Here is a 16,594-nt window from a genome sequence, read left to right as displayed (position 1 = left end):
AAATGAAAAAGCGTGCATTAGTAAGTGTTTCAGATAAAACAGGAGTAGTAGAATTTGTTAGAGGTTTACTAGAACAAGGGATTGAAGTTATTTCAACAGGTGGTACGAAAAAATTACTGGAAGAAAATGGTTTACAAGTAATCGGTATTTCTGAAGTAACTGGTTTCCCAGAAATTATGGATGGCCGTGTAAAAACATTACATCCAAATATTCATGGTGGTCTATTAGCAGTTCGTGATAATGAAACACATGTAGCGCAAATGAATGAATTAGGCATTCAACCAATTGACTTTGTTGTTGTTAACTTATACCCATTTAAAGAAACAATCGCTAAGCCTGATGTAACATTTGCTGATGCAATTGAAAATATTGATATCGGTGGCCCAACAATGATTCGCTCTGCTGCGAAAAATCATAAATTTGTATCGGTAATCGTAGATCCAGTAGATTATGATGTTGTATTAGCAGAACTGAAAGAGAACGGCGAAGTAAAAGAAGAGACGAAACGTAAATTAGCAGCGAAAGTATTCCGTCATACAGCGGCATATGATGCGTTAATTTCTAACTACTTAACAGAACAAATGGGTGAAGAAAGTCCAGAAACGTTAACTGTAACGTTTGAGAAAAAGCAAGACTTACGTTATGGAGAGAACCCACATCAAAAGGCTACTTTCTATAAAGCACCATTTGCTGCAACTTCTTCTGTTGCATATGCAGAACAATTACATGGTAAGGAATTATCTTATAACAATATTAATGACGCAGACGCAGCGCTTAGCATTGTAAAAGAATTTACAGAACCAGCAGTAGTAGCGGTAAAACATATGAATCCATGTGGCGTTGGAGTAGGAACTGATATTCACAAGGCATATACTCGTGCTTATGAAGCGGATCCAGTATCAATCTTCGGCGGTATTATTGCAGCAAATCGTGAAATTGATAAAGCTACAGCAGAAAAGTTACACGAAATTTTCTTAGAAATTGTTATCGCTCCTTCGTTCTCGCAAGAAGCTTTAGAAGTGTTGCAAAGCAAGAAGAACTTACGCTTACTAACTGTAAATATTGAAAAAGCGACAAGTGCAAGCAAAAAACTAACTTCTGTCCAAGGTGGTCTTCTTGTTCAAGAGGAAGATACGTTATCATTAGATGAGAACACAATTTCAATTCCAACGAAACGTGAACCATCAGAGCAAGAGTGGAAAGATTTAAAACTAGCTTGGAAAGTTGTAAAACATGTGAAATCAAATGCAATTGTTTTAGCGAATGATAACATGACGGTTGGTGTAGGCGCGGGACAGATGAACCGTGTAGGCTCTGCAAAAATTGCAATGACACAAGCTGGCGAAAAAGCACAAGGTAGCGCACTTGCATCTGATGCTTTCTTCCCAATGCCAGATACAGTAGAAGAAGCAGCCAAAGCAGGAATTACAGCAATCATTCAACCAGGCGGATCAATCCGTGACGAAGATTCTATCAAAATGGCAGATAAGTATGGGATTACGATGGTGTTTACTGGCGTACGTCATTTCAAACACTAATAGAGGATATTTAAAAAGTCCGGTTAAGATAACCTTTTATTGATATGAAAAAGCAAACTAGGAGCATAGCTTCTAGTTTGTACTTATTTAATTATTGGGGGATGAAATATGAATGTTTTAGTAATTGGCCGCGGTGGGCGTGAGCATGCTTTAGCTTGGAAGTTTGCACAATCTGAAAAGGTGGAGAAGGTGTATGTAGCACCAGGTAATGAAGGTATGCGAGATGTTGCAACACCAGTTGATATTGATGAAAATGATTTTGATGCATTAGTTTTATTTGCCAAAGAGAATAATGTTGAATTAACTTTCGTTGGGCCAGAAATTCCGCTTATGAATGGAATTGTTGATCGTTTTAAAGAAGAGGGACTTCGCGTATTTGGTCCGAATAAAGCGGCTGCTGTTATTGAAGGCAGTAAAGCTTTTACGAAAGAGTTGATGGAAAAGTATAATATACCAACTGCTGCATACGAAACTTTTACAGACTATGATGAAGCAGTAAAGTACATTCAAAAAGTTGGTGCGCCAATTGTTATTAAAGCTGATGGATTAGCTGCTGGTAAAGGTGTAACGGTAGCAATGACGCTTGAAGAGGCATTACAAGCTGTGAAAGAAATGCTACAAGATGTGAAATTCGGCGTGGCAAGTAAGAAGGTCGTTATTGAAGAGTTTTTAGATGGACAAGAATTTTCATTGATGGCATTTGTAAATGGAACAACTGTACATCCGATGGTAATTGCTCAAGACCATAAACGAGCTTTTGATGGCGATAAGGGTCCTAATACAGGTGGAATGGGCGCATATTCTCCAGTACCACAAATTCCAGAATCAGCAGTTCAAGAGGCGATTGAAACAGTATTACACCCAACTGCTAAAGCGATGATCCAAGAAAATCGTTCGTTTACAGGTATTTTATATGCAGGGCTTATTTTAACAAATGATGGTCCAAAGGTAATTGAATTTAATGCTCGCTTTGGTGATCCTGAAACGGAAGTTGTATTACCTCGCTTAGAGAATGATTTAGTTGATGTATGCAACGCTGTGTTAGATGAAAGTGAACTAACTTTACAATGGTCAGAAGATGCTGTTATCGGTGTTGTACTTGCTTCTAAAGGATATCCAGAAGCGTATAAAAAAGGTGAAGTTATTAACGGATTAGATGCATTGCAAGATGTGATTGTTTTCCATGCGGGGACAGTAATGAAACACGGTGATTTTGTAACAAATGGTGGTCGTGTATTATTTGTTGCTTGCAAGGCGAATAGTTTACAAGAAGCAAAAGATAAAGTATATAAAGAAATCGGTAAAATTGAAAGTGATGGTCTGTTTTATCGAAGTGATATAGGATATCGTGCAATTGGGCATGAGATGACGAGAAGCTAATGTATAAAAAATCCCGCTGATTTCTCAGCGGGATTTTTATGCATCTTTATCTTTCTTCAATTTTCCTTTTTGCTTTGCCATTTCTCGAAGTAAATACTCGATGTGTGCATTGACGCTACGAAACTCATCATTCGCCCATTTTTCGATGACTGCGTGTAATTCAGGATCAATACGTAATGGGAAGCTTTTCTTTTTAGCCATAATTATTTACAACCTATTAGTATAGGCTTCCTGTATTAATAACTGGTTGCGCACCTTTATCTGAAACGATGGCAACCAATAAGTTGTTTACCATATTTGCTTTACGCTCGTCATCGAGTTCCAGCACGCCTTCTTCATCCAACATATGGATTGAATCTTTGGCCATTTTCACAGCACCTTCAACAATCTCTTTTCTAGCAGCTAACACTGCTTTTGCTTGTTGACGTTGTAGCATTGCATGGGCAATTTCTGTTGCGTAAGCTAAATGCGTTAAACGAGTTTCTAATACTTCTACACCAGCAATTTCAAGACGCGCTTCTAATTCGCGTTTTAGCTCTTCTGAAATTTCCTCAGTATTTCCACGTAACGTAATACAAGTTTCATCCTGGAAATTATCATAAGGATATTTTGTTGCCACGTGGCGGATTGCTGTTTCACTTTGGATTTCTACGAATCGATCGTAATGCTCAACACCAAACATTGCTTTTGCAGAATCAACCACCTTATATACGATAACAGCTGCAATTTCAATTGGATTTCCTTCGACATCATTTACTTTTAATTTCTTACTATTAAAGTTTTCAACACGTAAAGATACAGTTTGACGGAATGCAAATGGAATTGTTAAAAATAAACCGTTTTGACGAATTGTTCCTAAATAATTACCGAAGAACGTAATAACTTTCGCTTGATTCGGTTGAACGATACCGATGCCTGTAGCCAAAACAGATGCTAATATGAGAGCTAAAATAGCTATTACAAACATTTCTTGTACAAGGCAAAATACACCGATAGCGGCTAAAACTAAAATTCCAATAACACCTAGAAATCCATTTACATAAAATACTTGTTTTTCTTTCATATGATCGCCTCCTGATATAAAAATGATATCACTTTTATATCATTTTAAGCAAGGGGTTCATACCTAATCTTCTGAATTTTTTTATTTGGTATTTTTTATGTACGTGTTAGGGATGAAAAAGAATGTACGTTCTGTTTTGTGGTAAAATAAAGAGGACTTAACCGCCCACTGCAGCAGCTAAGTCCCTTTGAGAGCATCTTGCATCGTGACAAATGATTCAAAGCGGTTTTGCCAGGATTATTTCTTCAATCGCTGACTCAATCTCTTTGTCAGAAGCATCATAACTTCCCTTTGACTTTGGCTTGTCATGAGCGGAAGTTTGATTCACTTCTTCTTTAGCATGTCCTTTTTCAGTAAAATTCATGCCAGGCATTTTAAATGCGCCCATATTCATGTATTTTCCAAATTTCCATGCTTCAACAATAGGGCAGAAGCGAACAATTCCCTCTGCAACTTTCATTGCACCAATCCATAGAAAAATGTTAGACCAAGTGCACCACGGATTGCGTACAAGTTTAGTGGCACTACATCCGAAGAGGACAAGCCCAAGTGTAATTCGAATTAGAGCGTTTATTGTCCCGATGTTTTGCTTCATTAGAAAAACACTCCTTTTTATGAAAATTGAAATAGTAAATACTACTTCTCTTATTAGTATTCCGTGTGATTTTGGGGATATGTAATCCAACATTTGACGTTGAAAAAGATGTTGGAATGGGCGTGTGTGTCAGTAGCTTTTTTTGTTATAATGAAAGAATGCATAAAAAGAAGGTAAAATGAAATCCTTCTTTTTGAAAAATATTTAATAGCTATTTAAAAAAAACAAGATGAAAACTAACTGTTATTTTAAACAGAACTATAGATATAACTAGAGAAAAGAAAGGGTGTTTTCATGTACGATATTTCCGGATGGAAACATGTATTTAAGCTTGATCCAAATAAGGAGTTAAGCGATGAACATTTAGAAATGATTTGTGAGTCTGGAACCGATGCTGTTATTGTAGGCGGAAGTGATGGAGTTACAATTGATAACGTATTACACATGCTAGTTAGCATTCGTAGATATGCAGTTCCTTGCGTGTTAGAGGTTTCTGATGTGGAAGCAATCACACCAGGCTTTGATTTTTATTACATCCCAAGTGTATTAAATAGCCGAAAAGTAGAATGGGTAACAGGTGTTCATCACGAGGCATTGAAAGAATTTGGGGATATTATGGACTGGGACGAAATTTTCATGGAAGGGTATTGTGTTTTAAATCCTGAAGCGAAAGTAGCCCAGCTTACAGATGCAAAATGTGATTTAACAGAAGATGACGTTATTGCATACGCGCGTTTAGCAGACAAGCTATTACATTTACCGATATTCTATTTAGAATATAGCGGTACGTATGGAGATATTGAACTTGTTAAAAATGTAAAAGCAGAATTGAAACAAGCTAAGTTATATTATGGCGGTGGCATTTCTAATGCAGAACAAGCGAAAGAAGTAGCGCAGTATGCCGATACAGTAGTTGTTGGAAATGTTATTTATGATGATATAAAATCGGCGTTAAAAACAGTTAAAGCAGTAAAAGGAGAGTAGGTGCAGGCGTATATGAGTATGACGGATAAGTTATTAAATGGTTTAAATCCACAGCAACAAAAAGCAGTGCAAACAACGAATGGACCGCTGCTATTAATGGCGGGAGCGGGTAGTGGTAAAACACGTGTGTTAACACATCGTATTGCATATTTACTTGGTGAAAAAGGTGTAGCGCCATGGAATGTACTAGCTATTACCTTTACAAATAAGGCTGCTCGTGAAATGCGCGAGCGTATTGATACACTTGTCGGACCAGAAGCAGAAGATATTTGGATTTCTACGTTCCACTCTATGTGTGTACGTATTTTACGACGTGATATCGATCGTATTGGTATTAATCGTAACTTTACAATCTTAGATTCAGGCGATCAGTTAACTGTAGTCAAAAAAATTATGAAAGAGCGTAATATTGATCCGAAGAAATTTGAGCCGCGCTCTATTTTAGCCGGTATTAGTAATGCGAAAAATGAACTGTTATCTGCAGATAAATATGCAAAAAAAATTACAATCGCTGATCCATATGAAAAATTAACGAGCGATGTATATACAGAATATCAAAAACGTCTTTTGAAAAATAACTCATTAGACTTTGATGATTTAATTATGACAACGATTCAGCTATTTGAACGTGTTCCAGAAGTACTAGAGTTTTATCAGCGTAAGTTCCAATATATTCACGTGGATGAGTATCAAGATACGAACAAAGCGCAGTACCTTCTTGTTAAACATTTAGCAGCACGTTTTAAAAACCTTTGTGTTGTGGGTGACTCAGATCAGTCTATTTATCGCTGGCGTGGTGCGGATATTTCTAACATTTTGTCATTCGAAAAAGACTATGAGAATGCGCAAGTTATTCTGTTAGAACAAAACTATCGTTCGTCACAAAATATTTTAAATGCAGCCAATGCTGTTATTGAAAAAAATACGAATCGTAAACCGAAAAAATTATGGACAGACAACCAAGTTGGGAGCAAAATTTCGTATTATCGTGCTGCAACTGAAAAGGACGAAGCGTATTTTGTTGCGAAAAAAATTCGTGATGATATTCAAATGGGGAACCGAAAATATACTGACTTTGCAGTATTATATCGTACGAATGCTCAGTCTCGTATGGTTGAGGAGATTTTCCTGAAATCTAATATCCCTTATAAAATTGTCGGCGGTACGAAGTTCTACGACCGTAAAGAAATTAAAGACATTTTGGCGTACTTACGTTTAATTGGGAATCCTGATGATGAGATTAGTTTCGCACGTATTATTAACATGCCGAAGCGCGGGATTGGTGCGACTTCTATCGATAAAATTATTAATTACGGTGTGCAAAACGGAATTTCATTAACGGCTGTATTTGATGAAATTGAGCATGTTGGTGTAAGTGCAAAAATTACAAAGGCAGTAAAAGAATTCGCAAGTTTACTACACAACTGGGTAAATATGCAAGAGTACTTATCTGTTACAGAATTAGTAGAAGAAGTCATTGAAAAAACAGGATATCGCGAGATGTTGAAAAATGAACGTTCTTTAGAAGCAGAAGGCCGTTTAGAAAACTTAGATGAGTTTTTATCTGTTACGCAAACGTTCGAATCTCAAAGTGAAGATAAGAGCCTTGTTGCATTCCTAACAGACTTAGCTCTTGTCGCGGATATTGATCGTGTAGATGAAGATCCAACTGCTGGTGAAGAAGTTATTTTAATGACGATGCACTCAGCAAAAGGGCTAGAGTTCCCTGTAGTCTTTATCGTTGGTTTAGAGGAAGGAATATTCCCGCATACGCGTTCTCTTATGGAAGAAGATGAAATGCAAGAAGAGCGTCGCCTTGCTTATGTAGGTATTACTCGTGCAGAAGAAGAATTATACTTATCGAATGCGCAAATGCGTACTTTATTTGGTAGGACAAGTATGAATGCAGCATCTCGATTTATTACAGAAATCCCGGCAGAGTTGGTGGAACCATTAAATGAAACAGCGCCGAAGCGTGAAACTTCGTTTAGTGCAAAAGGAAGAACGACAGGAGCTGCGGCAACAACAACACGCTCTCGTTCAGCTTTCGTACGTCCGGCTGTTAAGACAACAGGCGGCGAGCAAATTGGCTGGGCAGTAGGCGATAAAGCTTCCCACCAAAAATGGGGAGTCGGTACAGTTGTAAGTGTAAAAGGCGAAGGTGATTCAAAAGAATTAGATATCGCGTTCCCAAGCCCGATTGGTGTTAAACGTTTATTAGCAAAATTTGCACCTGTGACGAAACAATAGGAAAGGAATGAGGATATGTCAAAAGAGATAGCAAAAAAACGTATAGAAGAACTACGTGATTTGTTAAATACATTTAACTATCAATATCACGTATTAGACAATCCTTCTGTTTCTGATGCGGAGTATGACCGTAATATGCAGGAGCTTATAAAATTAGAAGCAGAGAATCCAGAGTTCATGAGTGAAGACTCTCCCTCCGTGCGCGTTGGGGGAACTGTTCTTGATATATTTGAAAAAGTAACGCATAAGTCACCGATGTTAAGTTTAGGAAATGCATTTAACGAAGGAGATTTGCGTGATTTTGACCGAAGAGTACGTCAAGGAATTGATGATGCGAATGTAAGATATATATGTGAATTAAAAATTGACGGACTTGCTGTTTCACTTCATTATGAAAAAGGACGCTTTATTCAAGGTGCAACACGTGGTGATGGTATAACAGGTGAAGATATTACCCAAAACTTGAAAACGATTAAAGCAATTCCACTTCGATTAAATGAAGAGGTAACGTTAGAAGCGCGAGGCGAGGCTTATATGCCGAAGCGTTCATTCGTTAAACTAAATGAAGAAAAAGAGCAAAACGGTGAAGATGTATTTGCGAATCCGCGTAATGCGGCAGCAGGTTCAATACGTCAACTTGATACGAAAATTGCAGCAAAGCGTAACCTATCCATGTTTGTATATGGTCTTGCAAATGTAGAAGAAAAAACAATTTCATCGCATAGCGAATCACTTGATTTCTTAGGTGAACTGGGGTTTAAGACGAATCCAAATCGCCGTACATGTGAAACAATTGAAGAGGTTATAGCTTATGTAGAAGAATGGCAGGAAAAACGTCCGAATCTTGATTATGAGATTGATGGGATCGTTATAAAAGTAGACGATGTTGCTCTTCAAGAAAGCCTAGGAACTACTGCAAAGAGTCCAAGATGGGCGATTGCTTATAAATTCCCGGCTGAAGAAGTTGTAACGAGATTAACGGGCATTGAATTAAGTGTTGGCCGTACAGGGGTTGTAACACCGACTGCAGAGTTAGAACCAGTACGAGTGGCTGGTACGATCGTTCGTCGTGCTTCCTTACATAACGAGGATTTAATTCGTGAAAAAGACATTCGAATTGGTGACTACGTTGTTGTGAAAAAGGCTGGAGATATTATTCCTGAAGTTGTGAACGTTATTTTTGATAAGCGTACTGGTGAGGAAGAAGAATACCGCATGCCAACGCATTGTCCGGCATGTGAGAGTGAACTAGTTCGTTTAGAAGAAGAGGTTGCACTTCGTTGTATAAATCCAACTTGTCCTGCCCAAATTCGCGAGGGATTAATTCATTTCGTTTCAAGAAATGCAATGAATATTGACGGACTTGGCGAGCGTGTCATCACACAGCTCTTTGATGCAGATTATATTCGTACGTTTGCAGATTTATATGCATTGACGAAAGAACAATTACTACAGCTAGAGCGTTTTGGTGAAAAATCAGCAACAAATTTAATACAAGCAATTGAGAATTCGAAGGAAAACTCGTTAGAGCGATTATTATTTGGCCTTGGAATTCGCCATGTCGGAGCGAAAGCAGCACGTACATTTGCAGAGCATTTTGAAACGATGGATGCACTTGTGAAAGCGATGGAAGAGGAGCTAAAATCAATTAATGAAATTGGTGAAAAAATGGCGCAATCCGTTGTGACATATTTTGATAATGAAGATGTATTAGAGCTATTACAACAGTTTAAAGAGTATGGCGTGAACATGACATACAAAGGCATAAAAAGTGCAGATTTACAAAATGTTGAATCTTACTTTGCAGGGAAAACTGTCGTCTTAACTGGGAAATTAGAAGTGATGGGACGCAGTGAAGCGAAGAAGAAGATTGAGGCATTAGGTGGAAAAGTAACAGGAAGTGTTAGTAAAAGTACGGATTTAGTTGTTGCTGGTGAAGCTGCTGGCTCAAAATTAGCGCAAGCAGAGAAGCACAATGTTGAAGTTTGGAATGAAGAGAGGTTCTTACAAGAGCTAAATAAGTAAGAGGTGCAAACTTACCATGAAAAAAATAGCATTAGCGGTATTAAGTCTTGGCCTACTTGTAAGTGGTTGTAGCGCAGGTGCCGACAAAGATGAAAAAGTGGCTGAGAAATCAGGGAAAGCAAAAGAGCAAGCAGTCGTTCCGAAGTATGCTATTTCGGATGAATATTATAAGACGACTGTTCCATTTGATGCAGGATCTGCACGTGGATTAGTTGTGCAGGGATTAAATAATCGTCTTGATATAGATGAATTTGAAACAGGATTAATGCGTATTGCAAAAGAATCATTTAATACGAAAGATTATTTCTTTAAAGGTGGAAGTACTCTAGATGATCAAACCGTAAAAATGCTTGTAAAAAGAAAGCGTACAGATGCCGAACAAAAGGAACTAGAGAGCAAATTAAAAAAAGATGCAGTTAAATTTCCGAATATAGGACTCAATCCAGCGTTAGGCGAAGGATCAGAATCACTAGAAGTGAAAAATAAAAAAAATCCAATATATATTTCAAATATTTTAGAGCATAATTATTATGTGAAAAAAGGCGATAAAGATGTTGAACTTGGTGGTATTGTAGTTGGTTTAGCAATGAATTCTGTTCAATATTTTAATGAAGAGCATGGTTATCCGCGTGAGGCTAAAATCGAGGACGAAAAAATGTTAGCTGAAGGGAAAAAAATGGCGCAAGAAATCTTGAAAGTTATGCACCAAAAAAAGCCCGACATAAAAAACGTTCCGATTACATTTGCGATTTATCGTCAATCTCCAAAGTCTGCACTTGTGCCAGGAAACTTTGTTTCTTATGCTAATGTGGAAAAAGGTAGTGAAACGGTTGAAGATTGGAAACAAATTAACGAGAAATACTATTTGTTCCCGTCTGAACAAGCAAAAACAGACAATAAGCGTGAAGATCTTGCAAGGGTATCTAACTTCAAAGCAAAACTAAGCGATTATTTCCAAGGCGATTATTCCGCTGTTATCGGTACTGGTATGTATAGAGACGAGGAATTAAAAGAAATGAAGCTGGATATTCCTGTCCAGTTTAATGGAAAAGCGGAAATAATTGGTTTTACACAATATGTAGCAGGGCTTGTTATGGAATACTTCCCAAATTATATGAGAGTACAAGTAACGATTAAATCTGTAGAACGTCCAGAAGCGATTATTATACGTGAAGCGAAGCAAGATGAGCCACTCGTAAAAATTTTAGATTAAAGATAAAAGCTGTTCCACGAAGGAACAGCTTTTTTTCTTGAGGAATTTTGTTATAATTTTAAATGTTATAAATAAGGGGATAAGGGGTAAAGGTCATGGACGAACTAAGTCTTCAAGTCATTATTTTATTAATTGCATTCGGATTTTTAGCAGCTTTTATTGATTCAGTTGTTGGAGGTGGAGGATTAATTTCGCTTCCTGCACTAATGTTTGTCGGTTTGTCACCAGCTTCGGCAATTGCAACGAATAAATTAGCTGCAACGATGGGGACGTTTACGAGTGCAATTTATTTTATTCGATCAGGAAAAGTCGATTTTAAAATTGTAGGAAAGTTAATCCCGTTAACTATTATTGGAGCGGTCGCAGGTGCTTTAGTGGTAAAATTTATTCCACCGGATATTTTACGTCCATTAGTACTTGTAATGTTGGTGTTTATTGCCATTTATATTATTGCAAAAAAGGATTGGGGAAGCGTATCTACCTATAAGAAGATGACGAAAAGGAAAACATTAATATTTTTCTTTGTTATTTTAATGATAGGGTTTTATGATGGTTTTTTTGGACCAGGGACAGGATCCTTTTTAATTTTTGCATTTTTATTAATAGGTTTGGATTTTATTCAAGCAGCGGCATCTGGAAAACTTTTGAACTTTGTTAGTAATATCGTATCTTTAATTACTTTTTTATTTTTAGATATAATTCATTTTGAATACGGTATTATTATGGGATTATCAATGATTTTAGGTGCTTATTTTGGATCGAAGTTTGCAGTTCAAAAAGGTGTTGGATATGTAAGAACTTTATTTTTATTAGTTACTATATTATTGATTGGAAAAAATGTTTTGGAATATACTCATATTTTGTAGATTCATACGCATGTATGAATCTCTTTTTTTTATTATATTTTAAAAATTTATTAATTTTTAAAATATAAGTCTAGGAATATTTGAATAAATCTAAATTATCGTGTAGAATAATGTTGTAAAATGTAAACGTTTTTCTAAGGGGAGGCTAAAAAGAATGGTAGTAGCATACAAACATGAGCCATTTACAGATTTTTCAGTAGAGGCTAACAAATTAGCGTTTGAAGAAGGTTTAAAGAAAGTAGAATCTTATCTTGGACAAGACTATCCATTAATTATTGGGGGAGAAAAAATCACTACAGAAGATAAAATTGTTTCTGTAAACCCTGCAAATAAAGAGGAACTTGTTGGTCGTGTTTCAAAAGCAAGCCGTGAATTAGCTGAAAAAGCAATGCAAGTAGCGGATGCAACATTCCAAACTTGGAGAAAGTCAAAACCAGAAATGCGTGCAGACATTTTATTCCGTGCTGCAGCAATTGTTCGTCGTAGAAAACATGAGTTCTCTGCTATCCTTGTAAAAGAAGCAGGTAAACCATGGAATGAGGCAGATGCTGATACAGCGGAAGCAATCGACTTTATGGAATATTATGCTCGTCAAATGTTGAAATTGAAAGACGGTATTCCAGTAGAAAGCCGTCCAATTGAATATAATCGTTTCTCTTACATTCCATTAGGAGTAGGTGTTATCATTTCTCCTTGGAACTTCCCATTCGCAATTATGGCAGGTATGACAACAGCTGCTTTAGTTTCTGGTAACACAGTATTACTAAAACCAGCTAGTACAACTCCTGTAGTAGCTGCGAAATTCATGGAAGTATTAGAAGAAGCTGGCTTACCAGCTGGCGTAGTAAACTTCGTGCCAGGTAATGGTTCTGAAGTTGGTGACTACTTAGTAGATCATCCTCGTACACGTTTCGTAAGCTTCACTGGATCTCGTGATGTAGGTATCCGCATTTATGAGCGTGCAGCGAAAGTAAATCCAGGTCAAATCTGGTTAAAACGTGTTATCGCTGAAATGGGCGGTAAAGATACAATCGTTGTTGATAAAGAAGCAGATCTTGAATTAGCAGCTAAATCTATCGTTGCATCAGCATTCGGATTCTCAGGACAAAAATGTTCTGCATGTTCTCGTGCTGTAATCCACGAAGATGTATATGATCACGTATTAAATCGTGCTGTTGAATTAACAAAAGAATTAACAGTTGATAACCCAGCTGTATTAGGTACAAATATGGGTCCTGTTAATGACCAAGCTGCATTCGATAAAGTAATGAGCTATGTTGCAATTGGTAAAGAAGAAGGTAGAATCCTAGCAGGTGGCGAAGGAGACGATTCTAAAGGCTGGTTCATCCAACCAACAATCGTTGCTGATGTTGCAGAAGATGCTCGCTTAATGAAAGAAGAAATCTTCGGACCAGTAGTAGCATTCTGTAAAGCAAAAGACTTCGATCATGCACTTGCAATTGCAAACAATACAGAATACGGTTTAACAGGAGCAGTTGTTTCTAATAACCGCGACCATATTGAAAAAGCACGTGAAGACTTCCATGTAGGTAACTTATACTTCAACCGTGGATGTACTGGTGCAATCGTAGGTTACCAACCATTCGGTGGCTTTAACATGTCTGGTACAGACTCTAAAGCTGGTGGCCCAGATTACTTAGCACTTCACATGCAAGCAAAAACTACTTCTGAAACTTTATAAGAAATAGTAGAGGAGCTTTTCACAGAATGTGAAGAGCTCCTTTTAAAATTAGAATCCCATATATTACCATTGCGCTAAGAGGACGAGCTAAACCCTATTAATAGCGGGATAAACATGTAAATAGAAATAAAGTGACGGAAAAAGTTGATTTATTAGTCACATTTTTTAGTATTCATTTTAAGAATTTCCTGTATAATACAATTTGAAAGAAAATCTATGGTTTGACAAGAAACACTCTTTTCGGTTTTGCTCACTGAATGGAGTGTTTTTTTGTAACCAAAAATTCCTCTGTACTCATTGCATTTGCATATACTCCATTTAAACTGGCCAAAATTGTATTGTGAATATAAACAGCTGGTATAGTAGCATTCTTAAAAGAAAGATCTTTTGTAGCACAAGCATCGTGTATAACGGTACAATGAAAGCCGAAATCAAAAGCAGCTCTTACGGTAGCATCAATACACATATGAGTCATCATCCCGCATATGACGATGTGTTCAATGTCTAAACGTTGTAATTGTTCTAAAAGATTAGTTTCTCGGAAGCTATTTGGATAATGTTTGAGTATAACAGTTTCTTCTCTAAGCGGACGGACATTCTCGTGAATATGGACACCTTCTGTATTAGGTAGGAAAAAAGTAGCATCATCTTTTATTGCTACATGCTGGATATGAAAAATAGGTTCGTCGTTCATTCTAAAGTGTTTTAGTAGCTCACTGGCATACTCACTTGCTTCTACCGGATTGCGCAATTCCATCTTTCCATTTGGAAAATAATCATTTTGGATATCAACGAGTAATAGAGCTGTTCTCATATATTCACCTTCCTCTGATTTCATATTCAAATAATAGTATTCAATTCATAGAAAAAATAATCCTTTTAAAAAATATGAGGGAGAAGAATTTTACATAACCTTCAAGATTACTATTTTATTATGAATTTTTATTTGAAAATTTTAATAAAGAAATAATTAATATTTTTCTAAAAAATGTATTGACTCTCACTATTCTGAGTTCTATAATGAGAATTAATTAAACGACAATTAAATCGATACATTCTTATCCAGAGAGGTGGAGGGACTGGCCCTACGATACCTCAGCAACGGGTTTTTTAATACCGTGCTAACTCCAGCAAGTCTTTATAGGCTTGGAAGATGAGAAGATGTGAACGAGTACATATAAGTGCTCTCCTTCTTATCTTTTATTACTGATAAGAAGGAGAGCACTTTTTATTTTACCTCGAAAGCTCTACTTCTAGTTTTTACAGCATATAGGAGGGAAGAAAATGATTTCTTTTAATAACGTAAGTAAAGTATATGAATCAGGTGGGCAATCTGTTCATGCTGTGGAGGATGTAACATTATCAGTTGAGAAGGGCGAAATTTTTGGCATTATCGGATTTAGTGGTGCTGGAAAGAGTACTTTATTACGCCTAGTAAACATGTTAGAGAGACCGACTGCAGGAACGATCTCAATAGATGATAAAGATATTACATCACTATCAACGAAAGAATTACGGAAACTTAGACAAAGAATTGGGATGATTTTCCAAAGTTTTAATTTATTTAATTCAAGAACAGTGTTTGGGAATATTGCTTATCCATTAAAGTTAGCGAAAGTACCAAAGAATGAAATAAAAGAAAGAGTCAATGAACTGCTGAAGTTTGTAGGGCTAGAAGATAAAGCAAACTATTATCCGGAGCAGTTATCAGGCGGACAAAAGCAACGTGTTGGGATTGCTAGGGCACTTGCAACATCACCAGATATACTTATATGTGATGAGGCAACATCAGCCTTAGATCCAGAAACAACGACAGAGATTTTAAACTTATTAAAGAAAGTCAATCGTGAATATAATTTAACAATTCTTCTTATTACACATGAAATGCATGTTGTGAAAGAAATTTGTCACCGTGTAGCTGTAATGGAGAAGGGAAAAGTTATTGAAGAAGGAAAACTGTTTGATGTTTTCACACAACCAAAAACAAAGACAACTCAAAACTTTGTACGTTCTGTTATTAATGACCACTTGCCAGAAAGTGTTCTAGCGAAAATTCAAAATGGTGGTCAGATCTATCGCTTAACTTTTACTGGTGAGGAGACTGGACAGCCGGTACTATCATATATCGCAAAAAACTATAACGTCGATGTAAATGTACTGTACGGAAATATTATTGAACTTCAAAATGTGCTATTTGGAAATCTTCTTGTAGAATTGCAAGGTGAACAGAAGGAAATTCAAAAAGCATTACAACATCTAAGACTGCAAGTGAAGCTGAAGGAGGTAGAAGCTCATGCGAGTTGATTGGAGTATATTTTGGCCTCGTATATTAGATGCGACGGGGGACACCCTCTTAATGGTAATTGTAACCCTTATATTCGCTACAATTCTTGGTATACCTCTAGGTTTACTTTTATATGTAACAAGAAAAGGTAATTTTTTAGAAAATAAATGGGTTTTTTCTATTCTTAACGTCATCATTAATACAATTCGTCCAGTTCCATTCATTATCTTTTTAGTAGCTTTAAGCCCACTAACAAGAAGCGTGATCGGAACGACGATTGGAACAGCGGCAGCAATCTTCCCAATGACGTTAGTGGCATCTATTGGTATTGCTAGAATGGTTGAAACAAATCTTGTCTCAGTTCCGAAAGGAGTAATTGAAGCTGCACAAGCGATGGGCGCTTCACCACTTAGAATTGTTTTTGAAATTCTCGTGCCAGAAGCGTTAGCACCATTGATCTTAGGTGTTACGTTTATGACAGTTGGTTTAATTGAATTTTCTGCAGTTGCTGGGCTTGTCGGTGGTGGTGGTCTTGGTGACTTAGCAATGACATATGGTTATCAACGTTTTGATACATCAGTTATGTTCGTAACGGTCGTTTTACTTATTATTCTTGTACAGATAGCTCAAAATTTAGGAAACTACTTTGCGAAAGTCTTTTTACGCAGATCATAAAAAGGAAGAGGGGAAAAGA

The 16,594-nt window shown here is 36.8% G+C and carries 14 protein-coding genes and 1 riboswitch; of the genes, 10 read left to right on the top strand and 4 right to left on the bottom strand.

Annotated elements, in window-relative coordinates:
* Positions 1-2 precede the first annotated feature (2 nt).
* Positions 3-1,538 (top strand): bifunctional phosphoribosylaminoimidazolecarboxamide formyltransferase/IMP cyclohydrolase, encoded by a 1,536-nt coding sequence (purH, locus tag ACS2MN_RS23740; RefSeq protein ID WP_098709377.1) that lies wholly within the window; start codon positions 3-5, stop codon positions 1,536-1,538.
* Between the two features lie 108 nt (positions 1,539-1,646).
* Entirely contained in the window at positions 1,647-2,918 is a 1,272-nt protein-coding gene (purD, locus tag ACS2MN_RS23735; RefSeq protein WP_087951281.1) for a phosphoribosylamine--glycine ligase, read from the top strand.
* A gap of 36 nt (positions 2,919-2,954) precedes the next feature.
* Here purD and ACS2MN_RS23730 read toward each other — a convergent pair whose 3' ends face one another.
* The 3 genes from ACS2MN_RS23730 to ACS2MN_RS23720 all read right to left on the bottom strand — a co-directional run bounded on the left by ACS2MN_RS23730 (position 2,955) and on the right by ACS2MN_RS23720 (position 4,576).
* On the bottom strand, positions 2,955-3,119 hold the full coding sequence (locus ACS2MN_RS23730) for a toxin-antitoxin system HicB family antitoxin (protein WP_001085171.1): 165 nt from the start codon (positions 3,117-3,119) through the stop codon (positions 2,955-2,957).
* Between the two features lie 16 nt (positions 3,120-3,135).
* Positions 3,136-3,981, bottom strand: coding sequence for an SPFH domain-containing protein (locus ACS2MN_RS23725; RefSeq protein ID WP_000660692.1), 846 nt, complete (start codon positions 3,979-3,981; stop codon positions 3,136-3,138).
* Between the two features lie 217 nt (positions 3,982-4,198).
* Positions 4,199-4,576, bottom strand: coding sequence for a YgaP family membrane protein (locus tag ACS2MN_RS23720; protein WP_000812355.1), 378 nt, complete (start codon positions 4,574-4,576; stop codon positions 4,199-4,201).
* A gap of 294 nt (positions 4,577-4,870) precedes the next feature.
* On the opposite strand from ACS2MN_RS23720, the gene ACS2MN_RS23715 reads away from it, so the two are divergent.
* The 6 genes from ACS2MN_RS23715 to pruA all read left to right on the top strand — a co-directional run bounded on the left by ACS2MN_RS23715 (position 4,871) and on the right by pruA (position 13,616).
* Positions 4,871-5,560, top strand: coding sequence for a heptaprenylglyceryl phosphate synthase (locus ACS2MN_RS23715; RefSeq protein ID WP_000272082.1), 690 nt, complete (start codon positions 4,871-4,873; stop codon positions 5,558-5,560).
* Positions 5,561-7,810 (top strand): DNA helicase PcrA, encoded by a 2,250-nt coding sequence (gene pcrA / locus ACS2MN_RS23710; protein WP_001149617.1) that lies wholly within the window; start codon positions 5,561-5,563, stop codon positions 7,808-7,810.
* Between the two features lie 15 nt (positions 7,811-7,825).
* Positions 7,826-9,835 (top strand): NAD-dependent DNA ligase LigA, encoded by a 2,010-nt coding sequence (ligA, locus tag ACS2MN_RS23705; protein WP_346994895.1) that lies wholly within the window; start codon positions 7,826-7,828, stop codon positions 9,833-9,835.
* A 16-nt stretch (positions 9,836-9,851) separates the two neighbouring features.
* The gene (locus ACS2MN_RS23700) at positions 9,852-11,048 is read left to right on the top strand and encodes a CamS family sex pheromone protein (RefSeq protein WP_000717024.1); all 1,197 of its coding nucleotides are present in this window, start codon (positions 9,852-9,854) and stop codon (positions 11,046-11,048) included.
* A 95-nt stretch (positions 11,049-11,143) separates the two neighbouring features.
* Complete coding sequence (locus tag ACS2MN_RS23695; protein ID WP_000343983.1) at positions 11,144-11,914, top strand: TSUP family transporter; 771 nt, start codon at positions 11,144-11,146, stop codon at positions 11,912-11,914.
* A 154-nt stretch (positions 11,915-12,068) separates the two neighbouring features.
* Entirely contained in the window at positions 12,069-13,616 is a 1,548-nt protein-coding gene (gene pruA, locus ACS2MN_RS23690; protein WP_000259542.1) for an L-glutamate gamma-semialdehyde dehydrogenase, read from the top strand.
* 250 nt (positions 13,617-13,866) lie between these two features.
* On the opposite strand, the gene ACS2MN_RS23685 is transcribed toward pruA, so the two are convergent.
* Positions 13,867-14,430, bottom strand: a complete 564-nt coding sequence (locus ACS2MN_RS23685; protein WP_098709374.1) for a cysteine hydrolase family protein — start codon at positions 14,428-14,430, stop codon at positions 13,867-13,869.
* Positions 14,431-14,671: 241 nt separating this feature from the next.
* Positions 14,672-14,776: riboswitch (SAM riboswitch) on the top strand.
* A gap of 124 nt (positions 14,777-14,900) precedes the next feature.
* Here ACS2MN_RS23685 and ACS2MN_RS23680 point away from each other — a divergent pair.
* Together ACS2MN_RS23680 and ACS2MN_RS23675 are read left to right on the top strand one after the other, a co-directional pair.
* Positions 14,901-15,920 carry a methionine ABC transporter ATP-binding protein gene (locus ACS2MN_RS23680; RefSeq protein WP_000622986.1) on the top strand — a complete coding sequence of 340 codons (1,020 nt, stop codon included), beginning with the start codon at positions 14,901-14,903 and terminating at the stop codon, positions 15,918-15,920.
* The gene (locus tag ACS2MN_RS23675; RefSeq protein WP_016107417.1) at positions 15,910-16,575 is read left to right on the top strand and encodes a methionine ABC transporter permease; all 666 of its coding nucleotides are present in this window, start codon (positions 15,910-15,912) and stop codon (positions 16,573-16,575) included. Before ACS2MN_RS23680 ends, ACS2MN_RS23675 begins: the two co-directional genes overlap by 11 nt.
* The last annotated feature ends 19 nt before the right edge of the window (positions 16,576-16,594 follow it).

Source organism: Bacillus cereus group sp. BceL062 (genome assembly GCF_051780025.1).
Classification (GTDB): Bacteria; Bacillota; Bacilli; order Bacillales; family Bacillaceae_G; genus Bacillus_A; species Bacillus_A toyonensis.
Note: the sequence above shows the minus strand (reverse complement) of the source record. Positions and strands in the feature narration are given on the sequence as shown.

Bases quoted from the DNA above. Each gene is read 5' to 3' on its own strand.
- purH (WP_098709377.1), top strand. From the start codon at position 3: ATGAAAAAGCGTGCATTAGTAAGTGTTTCAGATAAAACAGGAGTAGTA.
- ACS2MN_RS23730 (WP_001085171.1), bottom strand. From the start codon at position 3,119: ATGGCTAAAAAGAAAAGCTTCCCATTACGTATTGATCCTGAATTACAC.
- ACS2MN_RS23685 (WP_098709374.1), bottom strand. From the start codon at position 14,430: ATGAGAACAGCTCTATTACTCGTTGATATCCAAAATGATTATTTTCCA.
- ACS2MN_RS23715 (WP_000272082.1), top strand. From the start codon at position 4,871: ATGTACGATATTTCCGGATGGAAACATGTATTTAAGCTTGATCCAAAT.
- ACS2MN_RS23700 (WP_000717024.1), top strand. From the start codon at position 9,852: ATGAAAAAAATAGCATTAGCGGTATTAAGTCTTGGCCTACTTGTAAGT.
- ACS2MN_RS23720 (WP_000812355.1), bottom strand. From the start codon at position 4,576: ATGAAGCAAAACATCGGGACAATAAACGCTCTAATTCGAATTACACTT.
- pruA (WP_000259542.1), top strand. From the start codon at position 12,069: ATGGTAGTAGCATACAAACATGAGCCATTTACAGATTTTTCAGTAGAG.
- ACS2MN_RS23695 (WP_000343983.1), top strand. From the start codon at position 11,144: ATGGACGAACTAAGTCTTCAAGTCATTATTTTATTAATTGCATTCGGA.
- ACS2MN_RS23725 (WP_000660692.1), bottom strand. From the start codon at position 3,981: ATGAAAGAAAAACAAGTATTTTATGTAAATGGATTTCTAGGTGTTATT.
- purD (WP_087951281.1), top strand. From the start codon at position 1,647: ATGAATGTTTTAGTAATTGGCCGCGGTGGGCGTGAGCATGCTTTAGCT.
- ACS2MN_RS23675 (WP_016107417.1), top strand. From the start codon at position 15,910: ATGCGAGTTGATTGGAGTATATTTTGGCCTCGTATATTAGATGCGACG.
- ACS2MN_RS23680 (WP_000622986.1), top strand. From the start codon at position 14,901: ATGATTTCTTTTAATAACGTAAGTAAAGTATATGAATCAGGTGGGCAA.
- ligA (WP_346994895.1), top strand. From the start codon at position 7,826: ATGTCAAAAGAGATAGCAAAAAAACGTATAGAAGAACTACGTGATTTG.